Raw genomic sequence first — 20,196 nt, forward strand, 5'->3', positions numbered from 1 at the left:
TCTGCCCTCCTGCTCGGTTGAGGCCGCGAAGGTAAGGTAATCACTGAACGAATATCAACCGAAACTTAATCCGATCCCCATTAGATCCCATTAATCCCTAACCCAATAAACCCCCTCATACCCCCGCAATACACTCTCCTGCGGCTGGAAAGCGCTTTCACCATAGCTGCTCATCAATAACTGCCAGTTGCCATCCAGCGCGATCCCCTCTGGCTGCCATGCCTGCGGTTCACCACTCAGGTTCGCTACCACCAACAACTGCTTCCCCTGCCAACTGCGCAAATAACACCATAAATCAGGGTGCTGCGGGCAGAGATCCTGATAATCGCCAAAGGTGAACACATCATGTTGCTTACGTAGGGCGATTAAATATTGGTAGGCATAAAATACCGAATCAGCATCTGCCAGTGCAGCATCGACATTGATATCAGCATAGTTACTGCAAGGTTCAATCCATGGTGTGCCTTGGCTGAATCCCGCATTGCGGCTGCGATCCCACTGCATCGGCGTGCGGCCATTATCGCGGGATTTCGCCGCCAGAATCGCCAATAACGTATCCGGATCGCGCCCTTTGGCACTCAACTCAGCAAACATATTCAGGCTTTCTACATCACGATATTGGCTGATGGCACTGAAATTAGGATTGGTCATCCCAATCTCTTCACCCTGATAGATATAGGGGGTGCCCTGCATACCATGCAGCACCATCGCCAGCATCTTGGCCGCAGGCAGGCGCAATGCCCCTTCATCACCAAAGCGCGACACAATGCGCGGCTGGTCGTGATTACACCAGAACAACGCATTCCACGCACGGTTATGCATCCCCTGCTGCCACTGGTTAAAAATCTGCTTTAGCTCGACCCGATCCGGTGGCATTAGCGACCACTTCTCGCCATTGAGATAATCGACTTTCAGATGATGGAAATTAAAGGTCATCGACAGCTCATCACCCCCTAATGCGGCATAACGCTGGCAATGTTCAAGGCGGGTGGAGGACATCTCGCCCACCGTCATCAGGCCGCGTGGTTGAAACACATCGCGGCTCATCTCTTGCAAAAATTCGTGGATACGGGGGCCATCGGTATAGAAACGGCGGCCATCGCCCTCAAAATCATCAGGGAAGTCCTGCTGTTTGGAAACCAGATTGATCACATCCAGCCGCAAGCCATCAACACCCATATCCGCCCAGAACTCGCACACTTTTTTCAGCTCATCACGTACCGGCTGATGTTCCCAGTTCAAATCTGCCTGCTCGGTGGCGAATAAATGCAGGTAATATTGGCCACTGGCGGCGTGCCATTGCCAGGCGTTGCCGCCAAATTTCGAGCGCCAGTTATTTGGCAAGTTATCGCCCTCACCATCGCGCCAGATGTAGAACTGGCGATAAGGGCTGCTGCGGTCTTGCGAGGCTTTAAACCAGGCGTGCTCGGTGGAGGTGTGGTTGAACACCATATCCATCACAATGCGAATTCCGCGCTGATGGGCTTGCGCCACCAGATTTTTGAAGTCGTCCAGTGTGCCGTAAGCCGGGTCGATGGCGCAGTAATCCGCGACGTCATAGCCATTATCCACTTGCGGCGAGACATACACGGGCGTCAGCCAAATGGCATCAATACCCAGTTTTTGCAGATAATCCAAACGTTGCGTCACCCCCGCCAGATCACCAAAACCATTACCGGTGCTGTCCTGAAAACTCTTCGGGTAAATCTGATAAATGACGCCGTTTTGCCACCAAGGGATAGGATTATTCATAGCAGACTCTTTATTCGTAGAAAAACAGAAAAATGGAAAAAACGACGCCGCCAGCGGATCACCACCCGCGGCGTTTCATGACTTAGACTGGCAGCTCGCCGCGACTCTCTTTACGCTTATAAACCATAATCGTCAGCACCAGTGGCACCACAATCGCCACTAACATTGCCAGAGCATAAATGCCCCAGAACTGCGGTTTAATGGATAGAATTCCCGGCAGACCGCCGACACCGATGCCGTTCGCCATCACCCCCGTCAACCCACAAATCAGACCCGCCAGCGCTGAGCCAATCATGGCGCAGAGCATCGGGAAGCGGTATTTCAGGTTGATACCGTACATTGCGGGTTCGGTGACGCCGAGGTAAGCCGAAATAGCCGCGGGCACAGAAATTTCGCGCTCATTAATCTTACGGCTAATAATGATGATACCCAGTACTGCAGAGGCCTGCGCGATGTTAGACAGTGCAATCAACGGCCAGACTGGCGTACCGCCCATGCTCTGAATCATCTGCATATCAATGGCTAACGTAGTTTGATGCACGCCCGTGATAACCAGCGGCGCATACAGGAAGCCAAACAGCGCGGCCCCAATCGGCGCGAAACTGCCGGTCATCACTGCTTTCACGCCCCATGCCACCCCATCACCAATCATGCGGCCAAATGGCCCGATCAGCGTATGGGCGAGGAACACCGCCAGCAGCAGGGAAACCACTGGCACCACCACCAGATAGAGGTAAGCAGGGATGATTTTCTTCAGGTTGGTTTCAATCCAGCCCAGCGCTAAACCCGCCAGAATTGAGGGGATAACCTGCGCCTGATAACCCACTTTTTCAATGGTGAACCAGCCAAAGTTCCACACCTCAGGAATTTGTTGGCCCAGCAGATAGGAGTTCATCAGCTGCGGTGAAACCAGCGTGATACCCAGCACAATCCCCAATACTGGCGTGCCGCCCATTTTCTTCACTGTCGACCAACAGATCGCTACCGGCAGGTAGAAGAAGATGGCTTCGCCCAGTAACCAGAGGAAGTCATAGAGGGTTTTCCACGCCGGATACATCTGCGCCAGCGTTTTGCCGTCAGTCATCGGGATATCACCGATCACATTACGGAAGCCGAGGATCAAGCCCCCGCTGATCAGTGCCGGTAACAGTGGGAAGAAGATCTCGGCAAAGTGAGAAATGCCGCGCTCAAACCAAGTCATGTTCTGCCGCGCAGCCAGCTTAGTTTGCTCTTTATCCACCTCATTTAGGCCAATTTTGGCGATCAGCGCTTGATAGTAATCATCGACTTCTGGCCCGATGACCACTTGAAATTGCCCCGCATTGGTAAAGCAGCCTTTAACCATCGATAGATTTTCGATCTCTTTTGGCGAAGCTTTCGACGGGTCATTTAATACAAAACGTAGCCGGGTAATGCAGTGGCTGACGGAGGCAATATTCTCTCTGCCTCCCACCAGTACGATCAATTGGTCGATATCTTGTTGTTTTACTTTGCTCATTTCAACGTACCTTTCAACGGTGGGATAGCATGCTGAGTGATAAGGTTTTTTTAATCTGTAAGGCCTATCTTGAATAAAAAAGAGTGAAAAATGGTCGTCGGCATTAAGAGCGTCGCCAGTATTAAAACCATAGCCGGTTAAATATTCGGCTAATTAAAGATTAGCTACGTATTTATATTTATGGAATGGGAACGTTCCCAACTTGCGTTGAAGATCACAATTTGGCAATTTTTTGTGCCAGATAAGCCGCCAAAAACAGAAGCGCTACCGCAATTCATTCCCACCACTCAGGATGGGATAGCGGCTAATAGCAGTGTGAGAGAAGAGGCATTAGGCCAGTTGACCGGGGATGATAATCTGTTGAATTGGCAGACTATGATTAAGCTGAGCCAGCAGTTGTTGCGCCGCTTTCACACCCGCAGTGCCATAACCCAGCTCGACTGACAGGGTATTGGGGAACAGAAAGTGCAGCAGCGGCGTATTACCAATGCCGCACACCTGAATATGTTGCTGGCCCTGCTGCTGTAAGTACTTACTCACTCCCATGGCGATGGTATCAGAAGCACAGACCAGCGCCGAGGTATCCGGTTTTATCACTTGAGGTGCCAGTTGAAAGCCACTCTGATAGCTCAGCTCACCCAGTGCAACTGTCGCTGTCAGGCCGTGCTGCTGGCTGTAATCGAGATAAGATTGATGGCGGCGCATACCGGTGGTGGCATCCGATGGCTGCACGCCGATATAACTGATATGACGATGTCCGGCATGGCGTAACTTATCCATCAGCAGGCGCACCGCGCCTTCATCGTCGTAACAAACAGAAGAGTAGCCCGCATACTCCCGCGCCAACACCACCATTTTCTCTTGCCACGGCGAGAGCATATCTGCGGTTAACCCAGTGAAACCAAACAAAATCACCCCATCCACATTGCGCTGTTGCAGTACATGCAGATGCTCGCCCACCAAGGTGGGATCAAACTGGCTCTCCATCAGAATCGGGTCGTAACCTTGCTGATAGAACAGTGGCAGCATGGTGCGTACCGCCTGATTTTCAGACGGTGAATCCAGACGCGAGACAATAATCGCCACCACTTTATCGCTCTGTCCCCGCATGGCACGAGCGGATTTTGATGGGGTAAAGCCCTGCTGACGAATAACCGCCTCAACCCGCTCGCGCGTCTGTGGGCTGACACTGCCTTCGTTATTCAATACCCGCGAAACCGTGGATTTTCCAACTCCACTCATGCGGGCAATGTCCTTAATGGTTAAGCGGTTTTGCATGGTTTACCTAATGTTTAGGTTTAGAAATATATAATAAACTGATTATTTATATTTGACGGCATACAGGGAAGCATAGCATGCACAGAATCAGACTCAGCGCATGATATCCCAATGACCAGCAGCAAGTTGTCACCCTAACGGATTATCTTCTCGTCAGGGTGATTTTTGCCGTGTTAACAATAGTTATACCGTTTAGTGTCTGTTTGGTTGCTAAGCTTATGGTTAGCTGCAACGTCAATTATTTACCGGAGGTTAACTAACCCGTGGACCCTGTTCCCTCAATCTGCACCCGCTGGGTGCCTCCGGTCCGGTAATTCCTCATTTGAGGTGATTGCTGACCGGATAACAATCTGGTCGGCAGTCATCGCGCACTCTCCCTGCGTTGGTTTCTGCTGATGATGTTTTTTTGCGCTTCTATGGCCGTGTTGCTGTGGGCGCAACATGAAGGCCATCTAATAAACGGCTCCATGGCATGACAGTAAGGTTTGAACCATGCGCGTTAAAAATTTCACCCGGCAGTTGCTCAATGTATTGAGCCGTAGCCTACCTCGCCGCCTGATCCGCCGGGAAACCATGCTAGACGGTTTACCGCAGGGAAGTGCGGCTAAAGTTCTGCCCGCTGCACTGACACAGCAGCGTTTGCAGTGCGCCAATGAGACGCCACAGCAGCTGTACCAGCGCTTCCAGAGCCACCCGGAAGGGTTGACCGAGCAGGAAGCGGAGGCGATTCGCCTCAACAGTGGCAATAATGAAATTGAGAATCAGCAGGCCACCCGCTGGTGGGTTCACCTATGGCACTGCTACCGCAACCCATTTAACTTGCTGCTAACCATTCTGGCGCTGATCTCCTATGCCACCGAGGATCTTACTGCCGCACTGGTGATTGGCGCCATGGTATTGATCTCCACCCTGATGCATTTTATTCAGGAAGCGCGCTCAAGCCGCGCGGCAGATGCGTTGAAAGCCATGGTCAGCAACACCGCTACCGTGATCCGCAGCGATGCCCATACCGGCAAGAGCGAGCACCGCGAGCTGCCCATTTCACAGTTGGTCCCCGGCGATATCATCAAGCTCTCTGCTGGCGACATGATCCCGGCAGACTTGCGCATTTTAGTGGCAAAAGACCTGTTTATCAGTCAGGCCGCATTGACCGGTGAATCACTGCCAGTGGAGAAATTGGCCCAGTGCCGTGAGTGTGAGGAGCAGAACCCGCTGGAGCGCGATACCCTGTGCTTTATGGGCACCAATGTGGTCAGCGGCACGGCGCTGGCGATAGTCATCGGCACTGGCAACCAAACCTATTTTGGCCTGTTGGCTGAGCGGGTGACTCATCAGGATGAGCAACCAAACGCCTTCCAGAGTGGCATCAGTAAAGTCAGCTGGCTGCTGATCCGCTTCATGTTGGTCATGACGCCCATTGTGTTGCTGCTCAATGGTTTTACCAAAGGCGACTGGTGGGAAGCTGCGCTTTTTGCCCTCTCCGTCGCGGTCGGTTTAACCCCCGAAATGCTGCCAATGATCGTCACCTCAACGCTGGCAAAAGGGGCAGTGAAGCTCTCGCAACAGAAAGTGATCGTCAAACGACTGGATGCGATTCAAAACTTTGGTGCAATGGACGTTCTGTGCACCGATAAAACTGGCACCCTGACCCAAGATAAAATCGTGTTAGAGAGCCATACCGATGTGTTTGGTGCCAGCTGTGAGCGAGTGCTGCACTACGCTTGGCTCAACAGTTACTACCAAACTGGGCTGAAAAATTTACTGGATGTGGCGGTACTCTCCTCCATGACGGGATCTGCCATCACCGAGTCTCAGGCCGCCGACACACTGGCGGGTTACCGCAAAATCGATGAAATCCCCTTTGATTTCGAACGCCGCCGCATGTCCGTGGTCGTCAGCGATAAATCAGATTATCACGAGCTGATCTGCAAAGGTGCGCTGGAAGAGATGCTCTCCATTTGTCGCCATGTGCGCCATGGGGATGAGGTGATCCCTCTGACTGACGCACTGTTGGCCCGTATTCGCCGGGTGACGGATGAGCAGAACCAGCAAGGGCTGCGGGTGGTTGCCGTCGCGACCCGCATTCTCCCCGCCTATCAGCGAGATTATGCGGTTATCGATGAGTATGACCTGATTTTGGAAGGGTATATCGCCTTCCTCGATCCACCGAAAGAGAGCACCGCCCCAGCGCTGTTGGCGCTGAAACACAATGGTGTTAACGTAAAAATTCTGACTGGCGACAATGAGTTAGTGGCGCGTAAGGTTTGCAAAGATGTCGGATTATCTGTCGAGCGAGTTCTGCGCGGCAATGATATTGAGCAGATGACAGAGGCGGAACTGACCGAAGCCACCCGCACCACTACGGTGTTTGCCAAACTGACGCCAATGCATAAAGAGCGCATTGTGCAAAACCTGCGGGCAGCGGGCCATGTGGTGGGTTTTATGGGGGATGGCATCAATGATGCGCCCGCTCTACGGGCGGCTGACATTGGGATCTCCGTGGATTCGGCGGTGGATATCGCCAAAGAAGCGGCCGATATCATTTTGCTGGAAAAGAGCCTGATGGTGCTGGAACAGGGGGTTATCGAAGGCCGCCGCACCTTCGCCAACATGCTGAAATATATAAAAATGACTGCCAGTTCCAACTTTGGTAACGTCTTCAGCGTGCTGATTGCCAGTGCATTTTTGCCTTTCTTGCCGATGCTGCCACTGCATCTGTTAATCCAAAACCTGCTATACGATATTTCGCAGATTGCCATTCCGTTCGATAACGTCGACGAGGAGCAATTGGCGAAACCGCAGCGCTGGAACGCCGGTGATCTGGGACGGTTTATGGTGTTCTTTGGCCCGATAAGTTCTATTTTTGACGTATTGACCTTTAGCCTGATGTGGTGGGTATTTAAGGCGAATACGCCAGAAATGCAGACGTTGTTCCAGTCCGGTTGGTTTGTCGAGGGGCTGCTGTCCCAGACATTAATCGTGCATATGATTCGCACCCGTAAGATTCCATTTATCCAGAGCCGCGCCTCATGGCCGCTCTGTTTGATGACACTGGCAGTGGTGGTCATCGGCATCGGGCTAACCTTCTCGCCCCTGGCAGGATTCCTGCAATTACAAGCGCTGCCACTCGCTTACTTCCCGTGGCTGATAGTGATTCTGGCGGGTTATATGGTGACGGTGCAGTGGGTGAAAGGGTGGTTTGTCAGGAGATATGGGTGGCAGTGAGGGAGGGGGAGCACATTTTTAGTTTCAGTTGAGGACTGGATCTGGTTTCGGTTGAAGATTGGATCTGATTTCGGTTGAGGACTGGATCTGATTTCGGTTGATATTCGTTCGGTGATCACTTTGACTCCGCCGCCTCAACCGAGTCGGGCCGCAGGGCGGCGGCCCAACACCCGCGCCTTTGCGCGAAATATTGCCCTGCGGGTAAACCTCCTACGTCTTTCGGCTAACGAGCCAGCGCGATTCGCATCCATGCTCAAGCGCGCTTTTCGCGGCCGTCCATGGCCGCTCACTCTATCCTCCATCCTCGTCGGCAATTTTTCTGATTGCGCTTAAGGTCAAAACCTACAAGTCATGGTTTTGACCTTGAAGTTTAACAGCACATTTGAGCTGCCGAATGAAGAGAGAAGGTAAGGAAAACGGGCTGGACGCCATTGGCGGTTGAGGCATCAGAGATAAGGTGATCGCCGATCTCATGTCAACCGAACCGATCACCAAACCAAACCGAAACTTGAACCCTAAGTTAAATGCGACTCAAACAATCAATCGCTATCGCCTTAAAACTATCAAAATGCTGACTACTCAACAAACGACTCATTGAGCGCTCTCGCACAAAGGTGACGAACAGATCGTAAATCGCCATCGCCTCTTCATAATCGGTTTTACTGATCGCGAGCAAGAAAATAACATAGGCGACTTCGCCGTCCCCCCAGGCAATACCATTAGGGGCCAGTAACGTCACCACCACCGTTTTCTTCGCCAATAAGCCCAGCGAATGTGGCAGTGCGATCCCCTCGCCTAGCATGGTGGAGACAATCGCTTCCCGCTCAACCACTGACGGGTAGAAATCCGCGTCAACAAACCCTTCCGCCTCTAACTGACCGCAGACTTTCTCGAACAACTGCGCCTGCGTCATTGGCTGGTCGATAATCATGAAGTGTTGGCGATCAAAAAACTTTTCCAGCATGTAGGGGCGAGTCCGATCCACCAACACTAGCTTGCCCAACTGCTCCAACTGATACTCGGTCGGGAATGGCGACATGACCACCACTGGCTTGTTTTTTTCAGCTAATCGCGAGTTGGAAATAATGAAATCTTCGTCGATATGGTCGAGAATTTCGTAGTCACGCAGGGAAATAGTCTGTGTCATCACAATTTGTGGATACTTGCGGGAAATCTGCGCCTGAATCATGCGGGTGGTGGAGTTACCGGTATCACACACCAGCATTACCTGCGGATGGCGCTGATAACCAATGTTGTAATGGCGCTCCAGCCCTACCCCAATATGCAGCACCAGATAGCCGATTTCATTCTCACTCAGGCTGTAAGGGGTATATTTTCCCCAACTGGATACCGCCGCCAGCGTGACATCATAGGCCATAGGATAGTGCTGTTTAATATTGGATAACAATGGGTTAGGAATGGTTATTTGATACTTCACCCGCGTGATCATGGTTTTGATATGGGTGAGAAGGTCACTGCGCAGCTGCTTATCACCCTGCAAATTGTAATTATAATGCGCGTTGATATACGAGAGGATGTAATCCACCAGCGTCTCTTCATCATCAGCATTGATTTCACTCGGTCGGCTGGTGCTAGGCTGGCTAGCTTGCACCCGACGGGCGGCAATATTGACCCGCAAATAAGCTTCTTCCGCTGCTGAAATATCTTTTCCGGACAGTAACTTAAGCTCATTCGCCAAGCGGCCTGATGCCAGTTTCACCGCCTCATCCACATCTTCTGCATCAAAATCTGATAACGGATAGCCGTCAGTGATACGTTTTATCGCCACTGCACAGTAGAAAATCAGATATTGCTCACCTTCATCAGTCAACCGCACCCCATATTGATCCAAGAGCGCGTGTAACATTCCGGTCAGTTCAGGGATAGCCTGAATACTCAGAAACTCATTTTTTAATAATGGGTTATCAGTATCTTGCAGTTGAAGTTGGAACAAAAGATCCGTCAGACAGGTGCGGATCGCCAACTCTGTCCCAAACAATTTCATGCCATAGCGGGGCTTGGTTTCAATCGTCAGATGGTAGCGGTTTAGCCTCTCTCTCACCTCAGCCATATCATTTTGCAGTGTGCCACGGCTGACAAACCATTCATCGGCTAAATCTTCCAGCTTCAATGAAAAAGCAGAGGTCAGAAAACGGATTAACAGATAGTGCACTCGCTCATTGGCAGTGCGCGGGGTTAAATGCGTTTTGCGATTTTGCTGCTGTAGAGCGCGAAAGCGTTCGGCGTCATCAATCATGAGTCGATAACCAAAGCCACGGTTATGCACAAAGTGTGCGCCATAATGCTCAAGAATTTCATTCAACGCCGTGATATCAGCCCGCACAGTACGTGTCGAGACCGCAAAGCGTTTCGCCAGCTCATCCTGAGGCAGCGTTTCCGATTGCAGGGCATCGAACATATAGGCCAGACGTTGATAGGGAAATCTCACTGCTCCACTCCGTTATTCAGACATGCTGTTTTTCAAGGCATTGAGTGCTTCCCCTGCCAGTATGTGCGCAGGGGGCGTAGCTCACATCATTTTTTCTGTACTGGCGGTACAAACACCATCTGCGATGGGCTGCCGACAGCCGTGTAGCCTGGTACAAAGGTCAATTTGCCACTTTGCGGATCAACTTTAAAGCGGGTTATATTATCGCTGCGCTGGTTCATGGCGTACAGGTAGTGGCCTGTCGGATCGAGCACCAGCGTGCGTGGATAGTCGCCTCGCGTCCAGACCTGGTCTATCGGCTTGAATGCGCCGTCAGCAGTCACGGCAAACTGACCGATGCTGTTATGCAGGCGATTCGCCACATACAGGAACTTGCCCTCTTTCGACAGCGTCAAGCCCGCGGCAAAGCTTGTGCCACGGTAATCTGCTGGCAATGATGACAGCGTATGTAACTGCTTGAGCGTACCTTTCTGCGGGTCCAATTGATAGCTGGTCAGGGTCGAGGCTTCTTCATTGATTAAGAATAGCGTCTTGCCATTAGGATGGAACACAAAATGACGCGGTCCCGCGCCCGCGGATGAGGCGCTGATATATGGCGGATCATTGGGTGTTAACTTGCCGCTATCAGCATCGAAACGGTACTGATAAATACGATCCAACCCCAGATCAGTGGAAAACACGAATTTGCCGCTGGGATCACTGGCAATCATATGGGCATGCGGGCCATTGTGATCACTGATAGCAAAGCTCCCTTCCACCGCTGCCGCCGGTTTAGCCGCACCTGCCAGGCCTTCATCTTGCTCTACCGAACTGGCTTCGGACAATTTCCCGCCACTTTGCACTGGGAATGCCGCCACCGAACCGCTGATATAGTTAGCCACCAACAAATGGTTGCCAGATGGCGTCAATGAGAGGTACACCGGCCCAGCGCCCTGAGAATCAACCTGATTGAGCAGCGTCAAGCTGCCATCCGTCGGATTGATACTGTAAGCCGCGATAGCCCCATGTTTGCCACCATTGTAGTCCGCGACTTCACTGGCGACGTATAAGGTTTTTCCGTGGCTATCCACCACTAACTGCGCCGGATTCGCCAGTGAGCTGACCAAGGTTTTCTCTGTTAATTCACCGGATTTAGGATCGACCAGCAGCCGATAAACCCCTTCACCGTTAGGATGATAAGTTCCGACATAAGCAAACGACTTATTAGCAGCTTGCTCGGCATGGGCCAGCGGATTAAACAGCGCCACCATAGCCAGAGCGATACCTGCGGATAAACCTTTCAAACCAGAATCTATTGAGCTGTTATGCATATTGGTCCTTACCCATAGTGAGGGGTTATCAGAATGTTAGGCCATGATCTTCTTCACGATATCCAATAAGGTTTTCACATCTTCCGGGCGGGTATTGCCCGTTTTACTGTCGATAATCGAGCTATAGATGTGCGGAATGATTTTCGTTACTCCGGCATCCAGTGCGATCTGCACGATCTGCTCGAAATTCTCCAGATCGATACCACCGGTTGGTTCCAGCCAGAAACCGGTCGCGGCGCAAGCTTCGGCGACAAAGCGATACTCGTCGATTGAATCCAACCCATTCATTGGGAAGAATTTTATCGAGCTGCCGCCCATATCCCGCAACATGGCAATGGCGGTGGTGACCGGAACGATCGCATCTTTTTGCTGCGAACTGAGTGGGCCGGTAGAGATCTTCACGTAGCCCACTTTACCGGTCGGTGAAATCAGGCCGTTAACCACCGTATCCTGTTGCCCCAGCAAAGCGCGGCTCGGGCCGACGCCGGTAAATACCTGATTTACATGCTGTGGTTGCACCTGCTGCGAGATCAGGCTGACCATCGCCGATTGCTTTGGATCGCCTGCGCCCAGCCCGACGGATAAGGCATTGTCGATAAGTGCCGCATACTCGCGCATCTCTTTCACGGCGCTGTCGACATCAGGGTAATTTTTCGATAACACGCCCACCAACACATGGCCTTCAGCCGCTTGATAGATCTCGCGCGCATTCTCTTTTGAACCGGCCAGCACATTCAGGCACACCCGATCACGGTAATAATTTGGGGTCAATTTCATGGGTTAGGCTCCCTTAACCAATTGGTTGATACAGCGGTAAATTGTCTCGAGTTGCGCAGGGGTCACACTGCGAACATCCACCTCAATTTTGCCTTCGTTGGCTTTGTAAGCGCGGAAGTAGATGGCGATATCGCCATTTTTTAGCGCATCAACCAGATCCGGTGTCGAGCAGCCAATTTTGGCTTCATCAAAACTGATCTCAGTGCGGGCAATATCGCGCCCAGCGGCATCCCAAACCACTTTGGCGGAAACGCCATCGATGGTATTCAATTGGGTGATGAAAGGCGTCATCTTCGCCACCATCTGCTGTCCGGTCTCTTTTTCCAGCGTCATATAGCTTTCAATGGCACGGGTCAGGCCGAGGATGCCCTCTTTACCCACTTTCATCGCCCGACCAATGCCGCTTGATTGCAATTTCACCCAATCGACATAGGTTTTCTTGCCTAAGACCAATCCGCTGGTCGGCCCTTCAATGGCTTTAGCACCGCTGTAAATCACTAAATCAGCGCCCATTTGGTAGTAGCAGATCAGATCTTCTTCCGCAGCCGCGTCGACGATTAAGGGCAGTTGATGCTTACGGGCGATGACCACCGCTTGCTCAACCGATAAAATGCTTTTTTGCACGCAATGGTGGGATTTTATGTACAAGATCGCCGCCGTATTTGGCGTGATCGCCGCTTCTAGCTGCTCCGGTAAACACTCATTGGCATAACCGGCTTCCACCACTTTGCCGCCACCCAACGTCACCATCGTATCGACTGGCGCACCGAAGTTAACGTTGTGGCCCTTCGGCAGTACGATTTCATGGGGCACAGTGCGAGGTGCGGCATGAAGATTGACCAGCAAATTCGCATCATCTTTCACGATCACCGCCGCGACCGATTGTGCAATGCCAGCCGAAGCGCAGGAGACCACCACCGCGCTCTCAACATTTAATAAATCGGCAATGTAAGCACCGGTTTTATTCACCAGATCTTTCATTTCAAAGTAGTGATTCAGACCGAGTTCCACGGCTTCAACCACATCGGGGCGTGGCGTTGAAACCCCGAGCATCGTCATCCTGCCGGAGGCATTAATTACATGTTTTAACTGGTATTTTTCATAGACTGAAGACATTTTTTAACTTCCCTTCATCAGTTAACACTAAGTCACCGGCGACGACCGCAGCCAGTGGCACCAGGTACTGTTCACCGGTGACCGATTTGCCTTCCGAATCGCTGAATACCTGCGGCTGTTGTTTCAGCTCAAAAATGGTCAGGTCAGCGTCATAGCCCTGAGCCAGTACCCCTTTATCGTGCAGGCGCAGGGCTTGGGCGGCATTTTCGGTTACGCAGCCAATGACCTGTTCCAGGCTCAGGCCGATGGTGAAAAATTTGGACATCACGGTCGCCAGGCTGTGTACTGGCCCGTTGATGCGGTTGCGGCAATAGATGTCGGAGCTGATGGTGTGCGGGTAGATACCTTGCTTGATGGCAAGCTCTGCAACATCAAAGCTGAAACTGGCGCTGCCGTGGCCCACATCCAGTAACACACCGCGTTTGAGTGCGCGCTGAATAGACTCACGCAAAGTACCCGCAGGGGTCAGAATTCGGTTGGGTTTGCCGTTGTAGCAGTGGGTAATAATGTCGCCTTGCGTCAATAAATCGGCAATTTCATCCAGATCCGGCGGGTTATTGCCAATGTGTACCATCAGCGGCAACTGGTTGTTTTCGTGCTGGATCTCTTTGGCGCGAATCAATGGCTTAATGCCATTTTTACCCACCACACTGCTGCTCATTCGAGCTTTAATACCGATAATAAAGCCGGGATTTCGGGCAATCGCCTGACTGACACTTTGCTTATCAATCTGCGCCATATCAGCTAATTCGTTTTGCGTGACGATGCCCGTTTTTGCAATATTCAAAAAAGCATAAACATGAGTTTTGGCTGCGCGAGTCAGCCGGTAGAAATCATCGATATCATTAGCGCCAGTACTGCCCGCGTCTACCACCGTGGTTACGCCACTGGCAACACCCACTAAATCAGCTTCGTCATGATAAATAGGCGATGCGGGATAGCAGTGAACATGGGAATCAATCCAGCCCGCACTAAGATAATATTTCCCAGCCAGATCCAGGACTTTTTTGGCCGGGTAAAGGGGGGATTCAGTTTGGTTATTTTCAACCGCAGCAATAGCCGTGCTCACTGCTGTTATTTTTCCATCATTAATTGCAATATCAACCTGACGGCCATCAACCAATACTGCCCGAGTGATAATAAAGTCATGCATTATCTTTATTCTCCGTTATACCCTGCTTACTGGGTATCGCAGCGGGGTAAATATCCGGTAATTTGAATATTTACCCCGAAGTTCAAGAAATCGCGACCGGGAAAATAGACCCTAAAATCATGGCACCTAGAATTGCGCCACCGGTAATAGGTTTATTCCACAGATAAAACAGTAATGCGCCGCCTAAAGAGCCGATACCAATGGGAATGGATGCGGTAATCGCTGACAGAATAATCAGTGGCCCTAAGAAGCGCCCCGATGAGTTACCTGCGCCCATCATGACATCTGCACCGTAAGTCGAATTACTTTGGTTAATCGTGAATTTACGCGCCAAAATAATCAGATAGCCGATGGCTAAACCAATAATCAGGCCCGTCACCAGGGATGCAGCAAAGTTGGCAACCGGGAACACGAATCCCGCCCCCAGCAATAATGCAGGTACGCCCAAGCCCACCCCCGTTTGAATCGCACCGCCGATATCTAAAATACCGACCAGCGATCCTTCAATAATACGAGCAAATAAGAAGCTGGCACCGAATGCGGCCACCGCACCATAAACACCGGTATCCATACCCGCTCGCAGCATTGAAACAAATGCCACTTCGTTAAATGCGCCGATACCATATAAATAATACATATGGGTACCCGCGAATACGCCGGAAGATAACAGCCCTACAAAGATCGGAAAGGACCAGTCGGCATACCAGAAATTATTCTTGGTTTGTTCATCCATCATTAAGCTCCTCTCGCTGTGTTATTTTCCGCTCAATGCGTTATGAATAGTATCGAGCCACACTGGCACACCCAGACTGAATGACTCAAGGAACTTCATGTCGAATCCACGGAAGAAACCACTGAGCACGAACAACAGCACAATCACTGTCATCATGATTTTCGTGACTTTATTCCAGCCACTTTCCTCAACACCTTTACCAATTAAAATACCCAGTACCAGACCTGGAACCGCGTTACCCATAATTAACTGTGCCAAGCCGCCGAAAATAGTGGCCCAGAAACCAGAACGGCGTCCGGCATCAATAGCCGCTAACCAGAAAATAACTGGCATCACGGTGTTAACCAGAATATTGGCGGCAGGCACCAAGACTTTAATTGCCGTGACCTGCAATGCCGCCGGAACCGCTGAAGCCGTGGTATTTAGGAAGCTGACGACAATCACCCCGATAATCCCGCAAGCAATAGCCATCTTTTTCGGGTTATGCATGGTTTCCGCCACATTACGATTTTTAATCATCAATGCTGCGGCACCCCAGTTCGGGATAATGCGGTGGTCGACGTCTTGAGTAAACGCCCCTGCGGCGACCGATGAAGCCCAGGCGTTGAAGAAGAAGCCTAGCCCGAAGGAGAAATGCGATGCCGGATCGCCCTCACACGAGTTCAACTCGCCCAAGGTACGAAACGCGCCCATGCCCTGTATTGTCGGCGCATGGAACATACGGGCGGCCCCAACACCAACCCCCACACCGACCAGTCCGCCGATAATAATCGACTTAAAAAGAATAATTAAAAACATCACCATATCCTTTCATCTATAAGCCACACCCAAGCAATTTAAGTTGCAGCTAACTGCAAATAAAAGTGCGGTGGGAATAGACTTTTTATTTAGAAACGAAGACAACCTTTTCTGTGTCAATAATTGTCACGTTCACAGTAATATCTAATTCAACACTGTATGTTTTTCTTTCTCTCGGTAGAAAAAAGAATAAAAACTTCTCTTTTTTCACTGATAATTCAGCGCGTAATACTTTTACGTCTTGTGGTTCAATCCGTAATAGAATATTTTGCGTCGACTTCAGCACCGTATTTTGGACATTACCAAGCGCATTAGCGAAAGCTTTACCCTTGGTATCACCTTTACCTTTTACCTGTACCTGAGTGGTATATTGCTCTTTCATTACGGCTGGCCATATTTCTTGATATAAGCTTCCACTAACTTCTGCCCTAGTTCTTCTTTATCCATAAATCCGAAGCCTAATACCTTGCAACCTTCATTTATTGCCGTCACACCTTCTTCGACTGAACGCATGCCGTATTTTGCTTTGTAGCCATACTTATTTTGGGCAGTAATCGCACCCGCGCCACCGCTACCACAGAATGAAATACCGAAGTCCGCTTTTTCGCTATTCATCACATCACCCAGCTTCATGTCTGCGGCAACACCGGGAATAACCACCACGCGGCCACCAGCTAATTCAACCCCTTGCCCAACTTTCTGGCCTTTACCTAAACGGTCACCAATCACAACGGTAATTTGACTCATAGTCTCTTCTCCAGATCACTGTTTTATGGGTTATTATCTTTCGCTACTTCAAAATGAACCGACAATAAGTACGCTTCCTCAATGGGTAAATTGGCAAATTTGTCGACAACTTGCTGGGCCATTTGCATCGAATGTGCCGAAATCTCATCGAATAATGATTTATCCACTTCAGGTAATGGCTCGCCAGTTATTGAACGCAACACCATGGCACGAATATGTGAGCTCAACATTTGCTGTTGAACATCGTTGGTAAAAATATTTTCGGCATTTAGCATCGCGGTAATTTCAGCTAATACCCGCTCAGTGATGATAATGGCTTCTTCCACTCCAGGTTCCTCGGCTGCATTCAATGCGGCTACATCATTCACGCTGGCAATCCTCTATTTCTTGCTGTAATAGCTTTCTGACTACAAAGGCAGGTCAGCGACCTTCCCTCTGCGCGATAACATCACCCTACCTGCTAGCGGAATAGGTGTGTAGCGGCATTTTTTCCAGTTCAAAGTGGAAATGTCGTGTACTGGGGGGATCACATTCGCAAAATAGGTGATTACATGGCTAACTTAATCATTAACAACAAAATAACTTTTATATAAATGCACAGTGAATGGCGGTGACGGAAAAAAGTTCGTGATCCGGATCTCTTTCTTTTCTAGCCGGAAGCGCCTAATATCAGATCAATATTAAGTTATTTTCGAACACCCCCTCTCCTATGGCGTGGGGGTGTTGTTTTTATGTTTTGCTGAAATTGAATTGGAGAGTGGTATGACCAAGCCAACCATCACGATTAACGAGCTGGATGCTGAACGTTTGGATGCGTTACTGGCGCAACCGGCCTTTGCCGGTACTGTGGTCGCACAAGCGCTCAATGAAGAACTGGATCGCGCAGAAATTCTGCCACCGAATGCCATTCCGGCAGATGTGGTGACCATGAATAGCCGTGTGCGTTTTCGCGATTTGAATAATCAGGAAGAGCACATCCGCACGCTGGTTTATCCAGCCTCGCTGAAAGACAGCAACGAGCAACTCTCGGTGATGGCACCTTTAGGTGCGGCATTGCTGGGCTTGCACGTCAATGACGAAATCAGTTGGAAATTGCCGGGTGGCGATGAAACGCGCATTACTGTGCTGGAGTTGCTGTATCAGCCAGAAGCCGCTGGTGAATTCCACCGTTAATCGACAATAAATGCCGATAGATGTTGATTGCAACGTCAACGCATAAGTTGTGAGGGTAACAGCCGAAGGCCATTACCCTCTTTCAGCGTATTAGCGGTATTTTTTGTGGAAGGTATCGCGGGTGGTTTTGAAATCTTGGGCTGCTTTTTTAGCGTCATCCAGTTTGCCTTGATTCGCTAATGCCAGCGCACCATCAATCTGTCCGATCAATAAATCCAAACCATGGCGGAAATCCTTCACCTCCGCGCTCCCCTCGCCTTTACTCTTCAGTTTGGTAGGAATACCCTTTTGCGCATCCAGTGCCGCCACGCGCATCGCAGCTAAGCCTTGTTTGATTACCTCTGTAGAGTCAGCCTTCAACACTTTGCCGTAATTCTCGGCAATGGTGTCCATGTTATCCGCCACACTGGCCGCCATTGCTAACGTGCTGGCGCTGAGTAACACTGCCGCCATTAACGCCATCATTTTCTTACCCATGCTCACATTCCTTATAATTATTGTTAACTGAATAGTTATCATTGGTGCATTGCTCCTACTTAACATAGGCAATGGGCGGGCAAACTGACAATGATTTTTTATTGTCAGTTGAGAAAATGGGAATGGGAGTACGAGCCAAAGAGCGAGCTGAGCGACGACAAAGCAAACAAAACCGCCCGTATTTCTACAGGCGGGAGATGGAACGAGCATATGACAGAAGAGTTATTATTCGCCTGCGATTTTCATCGCCGGTAATAAAACAGAGCCACACTGGATGTTACTGCGGAGTTCGATATCACTGCCGACACTCACGATATTGCGCAGCATATCTTTCAGGTTACCGGCAATGGTGATCTCACTCACCGGATACTGAATCTCACCGTTTTCAACCCAGAAACCGGCGGCACCGCGAGAGTAATCACCGGTCACGGTACTGACCCCTTGGCCCATCAGTTCAGTCACCACCAAGCCTTTATCCAGTTGCTTCAGCATCCCAGCGAAATCCTGGCCCTGACCGGCAATGCGCCAGTTATGGATACCCCCGGCATGCCCTGTGCTTTGCAGCCCCAATTTACGGGCCGAATAGCTGGTCAGCAGATAGGTTTGCAGGATCCCATCCTTGACGATATCTCGTTGCAGCGTGCGCACACCTTCACTGTCGAACGGCGTTGAAGCCAGACCGCGCAATAAATGCGGATGCTCTTCAATGGTCAGCCATTCGGGCAGAATCTGCTTGCCGAGGTGATCGAGCAAGAAAGTCGATTTGCGATAAATATTGCCGCCACTGATAGCGGACACCAGATGGCCGAATAAGCCCGTCGCCACTTCGGCGGCAAACAGTACCGGTGACTGCATGGTCGGCAGCTTACGCGGGGATAAACGGGACAAGGTGCGACGGGCGCACTCTTCACCCACCCATTCCGGGTTGGCTAAATCCTCCATCCGCCGACCAATGGTATAGGCATAATCCCGCTCCATATCGCCATTGTGCTCAGCGATAACACTGCTGGAGAGCGAATGGCGGCTGGAGCAATAGCTCTGCAACATGCCGTGGCTGTTGCCGAAGACCTTGATGCCATAGTGGCTGTTAAAGCTGCCACCTTCGGTATTGGTAATCCGCTTGTCCGCCTGTAATGCCGCTTGTTCTGCGCGCGCAGCCAACAAGATACCTTGCTCAGCATCCAAATCGCTCGGATGGAACAGATCCAGATCCGGCGCTGCAAAGGCCAATAGCGATTTTTCTGCTGGCCCCGCGTAAGGGTCAGGCGAGGTATAGCGGGCGATATCCAACGCCGCCTGCACGGTACGCGCGACCGCATCCGGATTTAAGTCGGTGGTGGAGGCACTGCCTTTGCGTTGCTGGTGATAAACGGTAATTCCCAGCGCACCATCGCTGTTGAACTCCACGTTTTCCACTTCACCAAAGCGAGTGCTGACGCTAATTCCGGTGGTTTTGCTGACGGCAACTTCGGCCGCATCAGAACCGGCACGGGCCAATTCCAAAGCCTGTGCAACAGCTTGTTCCAGCGTTTTACGCTGTTCTGCAACTTGAGTGACTACTTTCATCGATCTGCCATAATTAATGAGATAATCGTTCAGGAAAGTGTCGTAATACGACGACTTACACGGATAAAATAGAGAACGCCATACTTTTGAGTCTATCAGAGATCTTTGTACAATTTCGCAGAAAGCCAACAACCTGCTACGATT

Annotated in this window: 17 protein-coding genes; 2 read left to right on the forward strand and 15 right to left on the reverse strand. The window is 50.7% G+C overall.

The genetic code is table 11. The features are described from left to right. Positions 1-90: 90 nt before the first annotated feature. The 3 genes from treC to treR form a co-directional block, all read right to left on the reverse strand. A complete protein-coding gene (treC, locus tag ACZ76_RS06735; RefSeq protein WP_048617947.1) occupies positions 91-1,752 on the reverse strand; it encodes an alpha,alpha-phosphotrehalase in 1,662 nt (553 codons plus the stop codon). Between the two features lie 82 nt (positions 1,753-1,834). Further along, entirely contained in the window at positions 1,835-3,250 is a 1,416-nt protein-coding gene (gene treB / locus ACZ76_RS06740; protein WP_048617949.1) for a PTS trehalose transporter subunit IIBC, read from the reverse strand. A 330-nt stretch (positions 3,251-3,580) separates the two neighbouring features. Beyond that, positions 3,581-4,528 carry a trehalose operon repressor TreR gene (gene treR, locus ACZ76_RS06745; protein ID WP_048617951.1) on the reverse strand — a complete coding sequence of 316 codons (948 nt, stop codon included), beginning with the start codon at positions 4,526-4,528 and terminating at the stop codon, positions 3,581-3,583. 492 nt (positions 4,529-5,020) lie between these two features. Here treR and mgtA point away from each other — a divergent pair, with 492 nt between their 5' ends. Then, a complete protein-coding gene (gene mgtA / locus ACZ76_RS06750) occupies positions 5,021-7,753 on the forward strand; it encodes a magnesium-translocating P-type ATPase (protein ID WP_048617953.1) in 2,733 nt (910 codons plus the stop codon). 520 nt (positions 7,754-8,273) lie between these two features. Here mgtA and ACZ76_RS06755 read toward each other — a convergent pair. From ACZ76_RS06755 to ACZ76_RS06800, 10 genes are all read right to left on the reverse strand, one after another. After that, complete coding sequence (locus ACZ76_RS06755) at positions 8,274-10,202, reverse strand: BglG family transcription antiterminator (protein WP_074007598.1); 1,929 nt, start codon at positions 10,200-10,202, stop codon at positions 8,274-8,276. A gap of 86 nt (positions 10,203-10,288) precedes the next feature. Further along, on the reverse strand, positions 10,289-11,512 hold the full coding sequence (locus ACZ76_RS06760; protein WP_048617955.1) for a lactonase family protein: 1,224 nt from the start codon (positions 11,510-11,512) through the stop codon (positions 10,289-10,291). A 36-nt stretch (positions 11,513-11,548) separates the two neighbouring features. Then, entirely contained in the window at positions 11,549-12,289 is a 741-nt protein-coding gene (gene dagF, locus ACZ76_RS06765; RefSeq protein ID WP_048617957.1) for a 2-dehydro-3-deoxy-phosphogluconate aldolase, read from the reverse strand. 3 nt (positions 12,290-12,292) lie between these two features. After that, positions 12,293-13,405, reverse strand: coding sequence for a DgaE family pyridoxal phosphate-dependent ammonia lyase (locus ACZ76_RS06770; RefSeq protein ID WP_048617959.1), 1,113 nt, complete (start codon positions 13,403-13,405; stop codon positions 12,293-12,295). Beyond that, a complete protein-coding gene (locus ACZ76_RS06775) occupies positions 13,389-14,558 on the reverse strand; it encodes an amidohydrolase/deacetylase family metallohydrolase (protein ID WP_048617961.1) in 1,170 nt (389 codons plus the stop codon). The genes ACZ76_RS06770 and ACZ76_RS06775 overlap by 17 nt, the downstream gene beginning before the upstream one ends. A gap of 82 nt (positions 14,559-14,640) precedes the next feature. Beyond that, positions 14,641-15,291 (reverse strand): DUF4310 family protein, encoded by a 651-nt coding sequence (locus ACZ76_RS06780; protein ID WP_032896643.1) that lies wholly within the window; start codon positions 15,289-15,291, stop codon positions 14,641-14,643. Positions 15,292-15,312: 21 nt separating this feature from the next. Beyond that, complete coding sequence (locus ACZ76_RS06785; protein WP_004701420.1) at positions 15,313-16,089, reverse strand: DUF4311 domain-containing protein; 777 nt, start codon at positions 16,087-16,089, stop codon at positions 15,313-15,315. 85 nt (positions 16,090-16,174) lie between these two features. Beyond that, positions 16,175-16,471, reverse strand: coding sequence for a DUF4312 family protein (locus tag ACZ76_RS06790; protein ID WP_048617965.1), 297 nt, complete (start codon positions 16,469-16,471; stop codon positions 16,175-16,177). Further along, positions 16,471-16,836 carry a glycine-rich SFCGS family protein gene (locus ACZ76_RS06795; RefSeq protein WP_004392359.1) on the reverse strand — a complete coding sequence of 122 codons (366 nt, stop codon included), beginning with the start codon at positions 16,834-16,836 and terminating at the stop codon, positions 16,471-16,473. The genes ACZ76_RS06790 and ACZ76_RS06795 overlap by 1 nt, the downstream gene beginning before the upstream one ends. Before the next feature lie 23 nt (positions 16,837-16,859). Continuing rightward, positions 16,860-17,204 (reverse strand): PRD domain-containing protein, encoded by a 345-nt coding sequence (locus ACZ76_RS06800; RefSeq protein ID WP_048617967.1) that lies wholly within the window; start codon positions 17,202-17,204, stop codon positions 16,860-16,862. Between the two features lie 394 nt (positions 17,205-17,598). On the opposite strand from ACZ76_RS06800, the gene rnk reads away from it, so the two are divergent. Then, entirely contained in the window at positions 17,599-18,009 is a 411-nt protein-coding gene (gene rnk / locus ACZ76_RS06805; RefSeq protein ID WP_032815605.1) for a nucleoside diphosphate kinase regulator, read from the forward strand. Between the two features lie 90 nt (positions 18,010-18,099). Here the strand turns inward: rnk and cybC are convergent, their stop codons facing one another. Beyond that, on the reverse strand, positions 18,100-18,486 hold the full coding sequence (gene cybC, locus ACZ76_RS06810; protein WP_048617969.1) for a cytochrome b562: 387 nt from the start codon (positions 18,484-18,486) through the stop codon (positions 18,100-18,102). Between the two features lie 225 nt (positions 18,487-18,711). Then, positions 18,712-20,052 (reverse strand): metalloprotease PmbA, encoded by a 1,341-nt coding sequence (gene pmbA, locus ACZ76_RS06815; protein WP_048617970.1) that lies wholly within the window; start codon positions 20,050-20,052, stop codon positions 18,712-18,714. Positions 20,053-20,196 lie beyond the last annotated feature (144 nt).

The sequence above is a fragment of the Yersinia aleksiciae genome, from assembly GCF_001047675.1.
Lineage (GTDB): Bacteria > Pseudomonadota > Gammaproteobacteria > Enterobacterales > Enterobacteriaceae > Yersinia > Yersinia aleksiciae.

Excerpts from the sequence above, each read along its gene's own strand:
- treC (WP_048617947.1), bottom strand. The coding sequence starts at position 1,752 with ATGAATAATCCTATCCCTTGGTGGCAAAACGGCGTCATTTATCAGATT.
- treB (WP_048617949.1), bottom strand. The coding sequence starts at position 3,250 with ATGAGCAAAGTAAAACAACAAGATATCGACCAATTGATCGTACTGGTG.
- treR (WP_048617951.1), bottom strand. The coding sequence starts at position 4,528 with ATGCAAAACCGCTTAACCATTAAGGACATTGCCCGCATGAGTGGAGTT.
- mgtA (WP_048617953.1), top strand. The coding sequence starts at position 5,021 with ATGCGCGTTAAAAATTTCACCCGGCAGTTGCTCAATGTATTGAGCCGT.
- ACZ76_RS06760 (WP_048617955.1), bottom strand. The coding sequence starts at position 11,512 with ATGCATAACAGCTCAATAGATTCTGGTTTGAAAGGTTTATCCGCAGGT.
- dagF (WP_048617957.1), bottom strand. The coding sequence starts at position 12,289 with ATGAAATTGACCCCAAATTATTACCGTGATCGGGTGTGCCTGAATGTG.
- ACZ76_RS06770 (WP_048617959.1), bottom strand. The coding sequence starts at position 13,405 with ATGTCTTCAGTCTATGAAAAATACCAGTTAAAACATGTAATTAATGCC.
- ACZ76_RS06775 (WP_048617961.1), bottom strand. The coding sequence starts at position 14,558 with ATGCATGACTTTATTATCACTCGGGCAGTATTGGTTGATGGCCGTCAG.
- ACZ76_RS06780 (WP_032896643.1), bottom strand. The coding sequence starts at position 15,291 with ATGGATGAACAAACCAAGAATAATTTCTGGTATGCCGACTGGTCCTTT.
- ACZ76_RS06785 (WP_004701420.1), bottom strand. The coding sequence starts at position 16,089 with ATGTTTTTAATTATTCTTTTTAAGTCGATTATTATCGGCGGACTGGTC.
- ACZ76_RS06790 (WP_048617965.1), bottom strand. The coding sequence starts at position 16,471 with ATGAAAGAGCAATATACCACTCAGGTACAGGTAAAAGGTAAAGGTGAT.
- ACZ76_RS06795 (WP_004392359.1), bottom strand. The coding sequence starts at position 16,836 with ATGAGTCAAATTACCGTTGTGATTGGTGACCGTTTAGGTAAAGGCCAG.
- rnk (WP_032815605.1), top strand. The coding sequence starts at position 17,599 with ATGACCAAGCCAACCATCACGATTAACGAGCTGGATGCTGAACGTTTG.
- cybC (WP_048617969.1), bottom strand. The coding sequence starts at position 18,486 with ATGGGTAAGAAAATGATGGCGTTAATGGCGGCAGTGTTACTCAGCGCC.
- pmbA (WP_048617970.1), bottom strand. The coding sequence starts at position 20,052 with ATGAAAGTAGTCACTCAAGTTGCAGAACAGCGTAAAACGCTGGAACAA.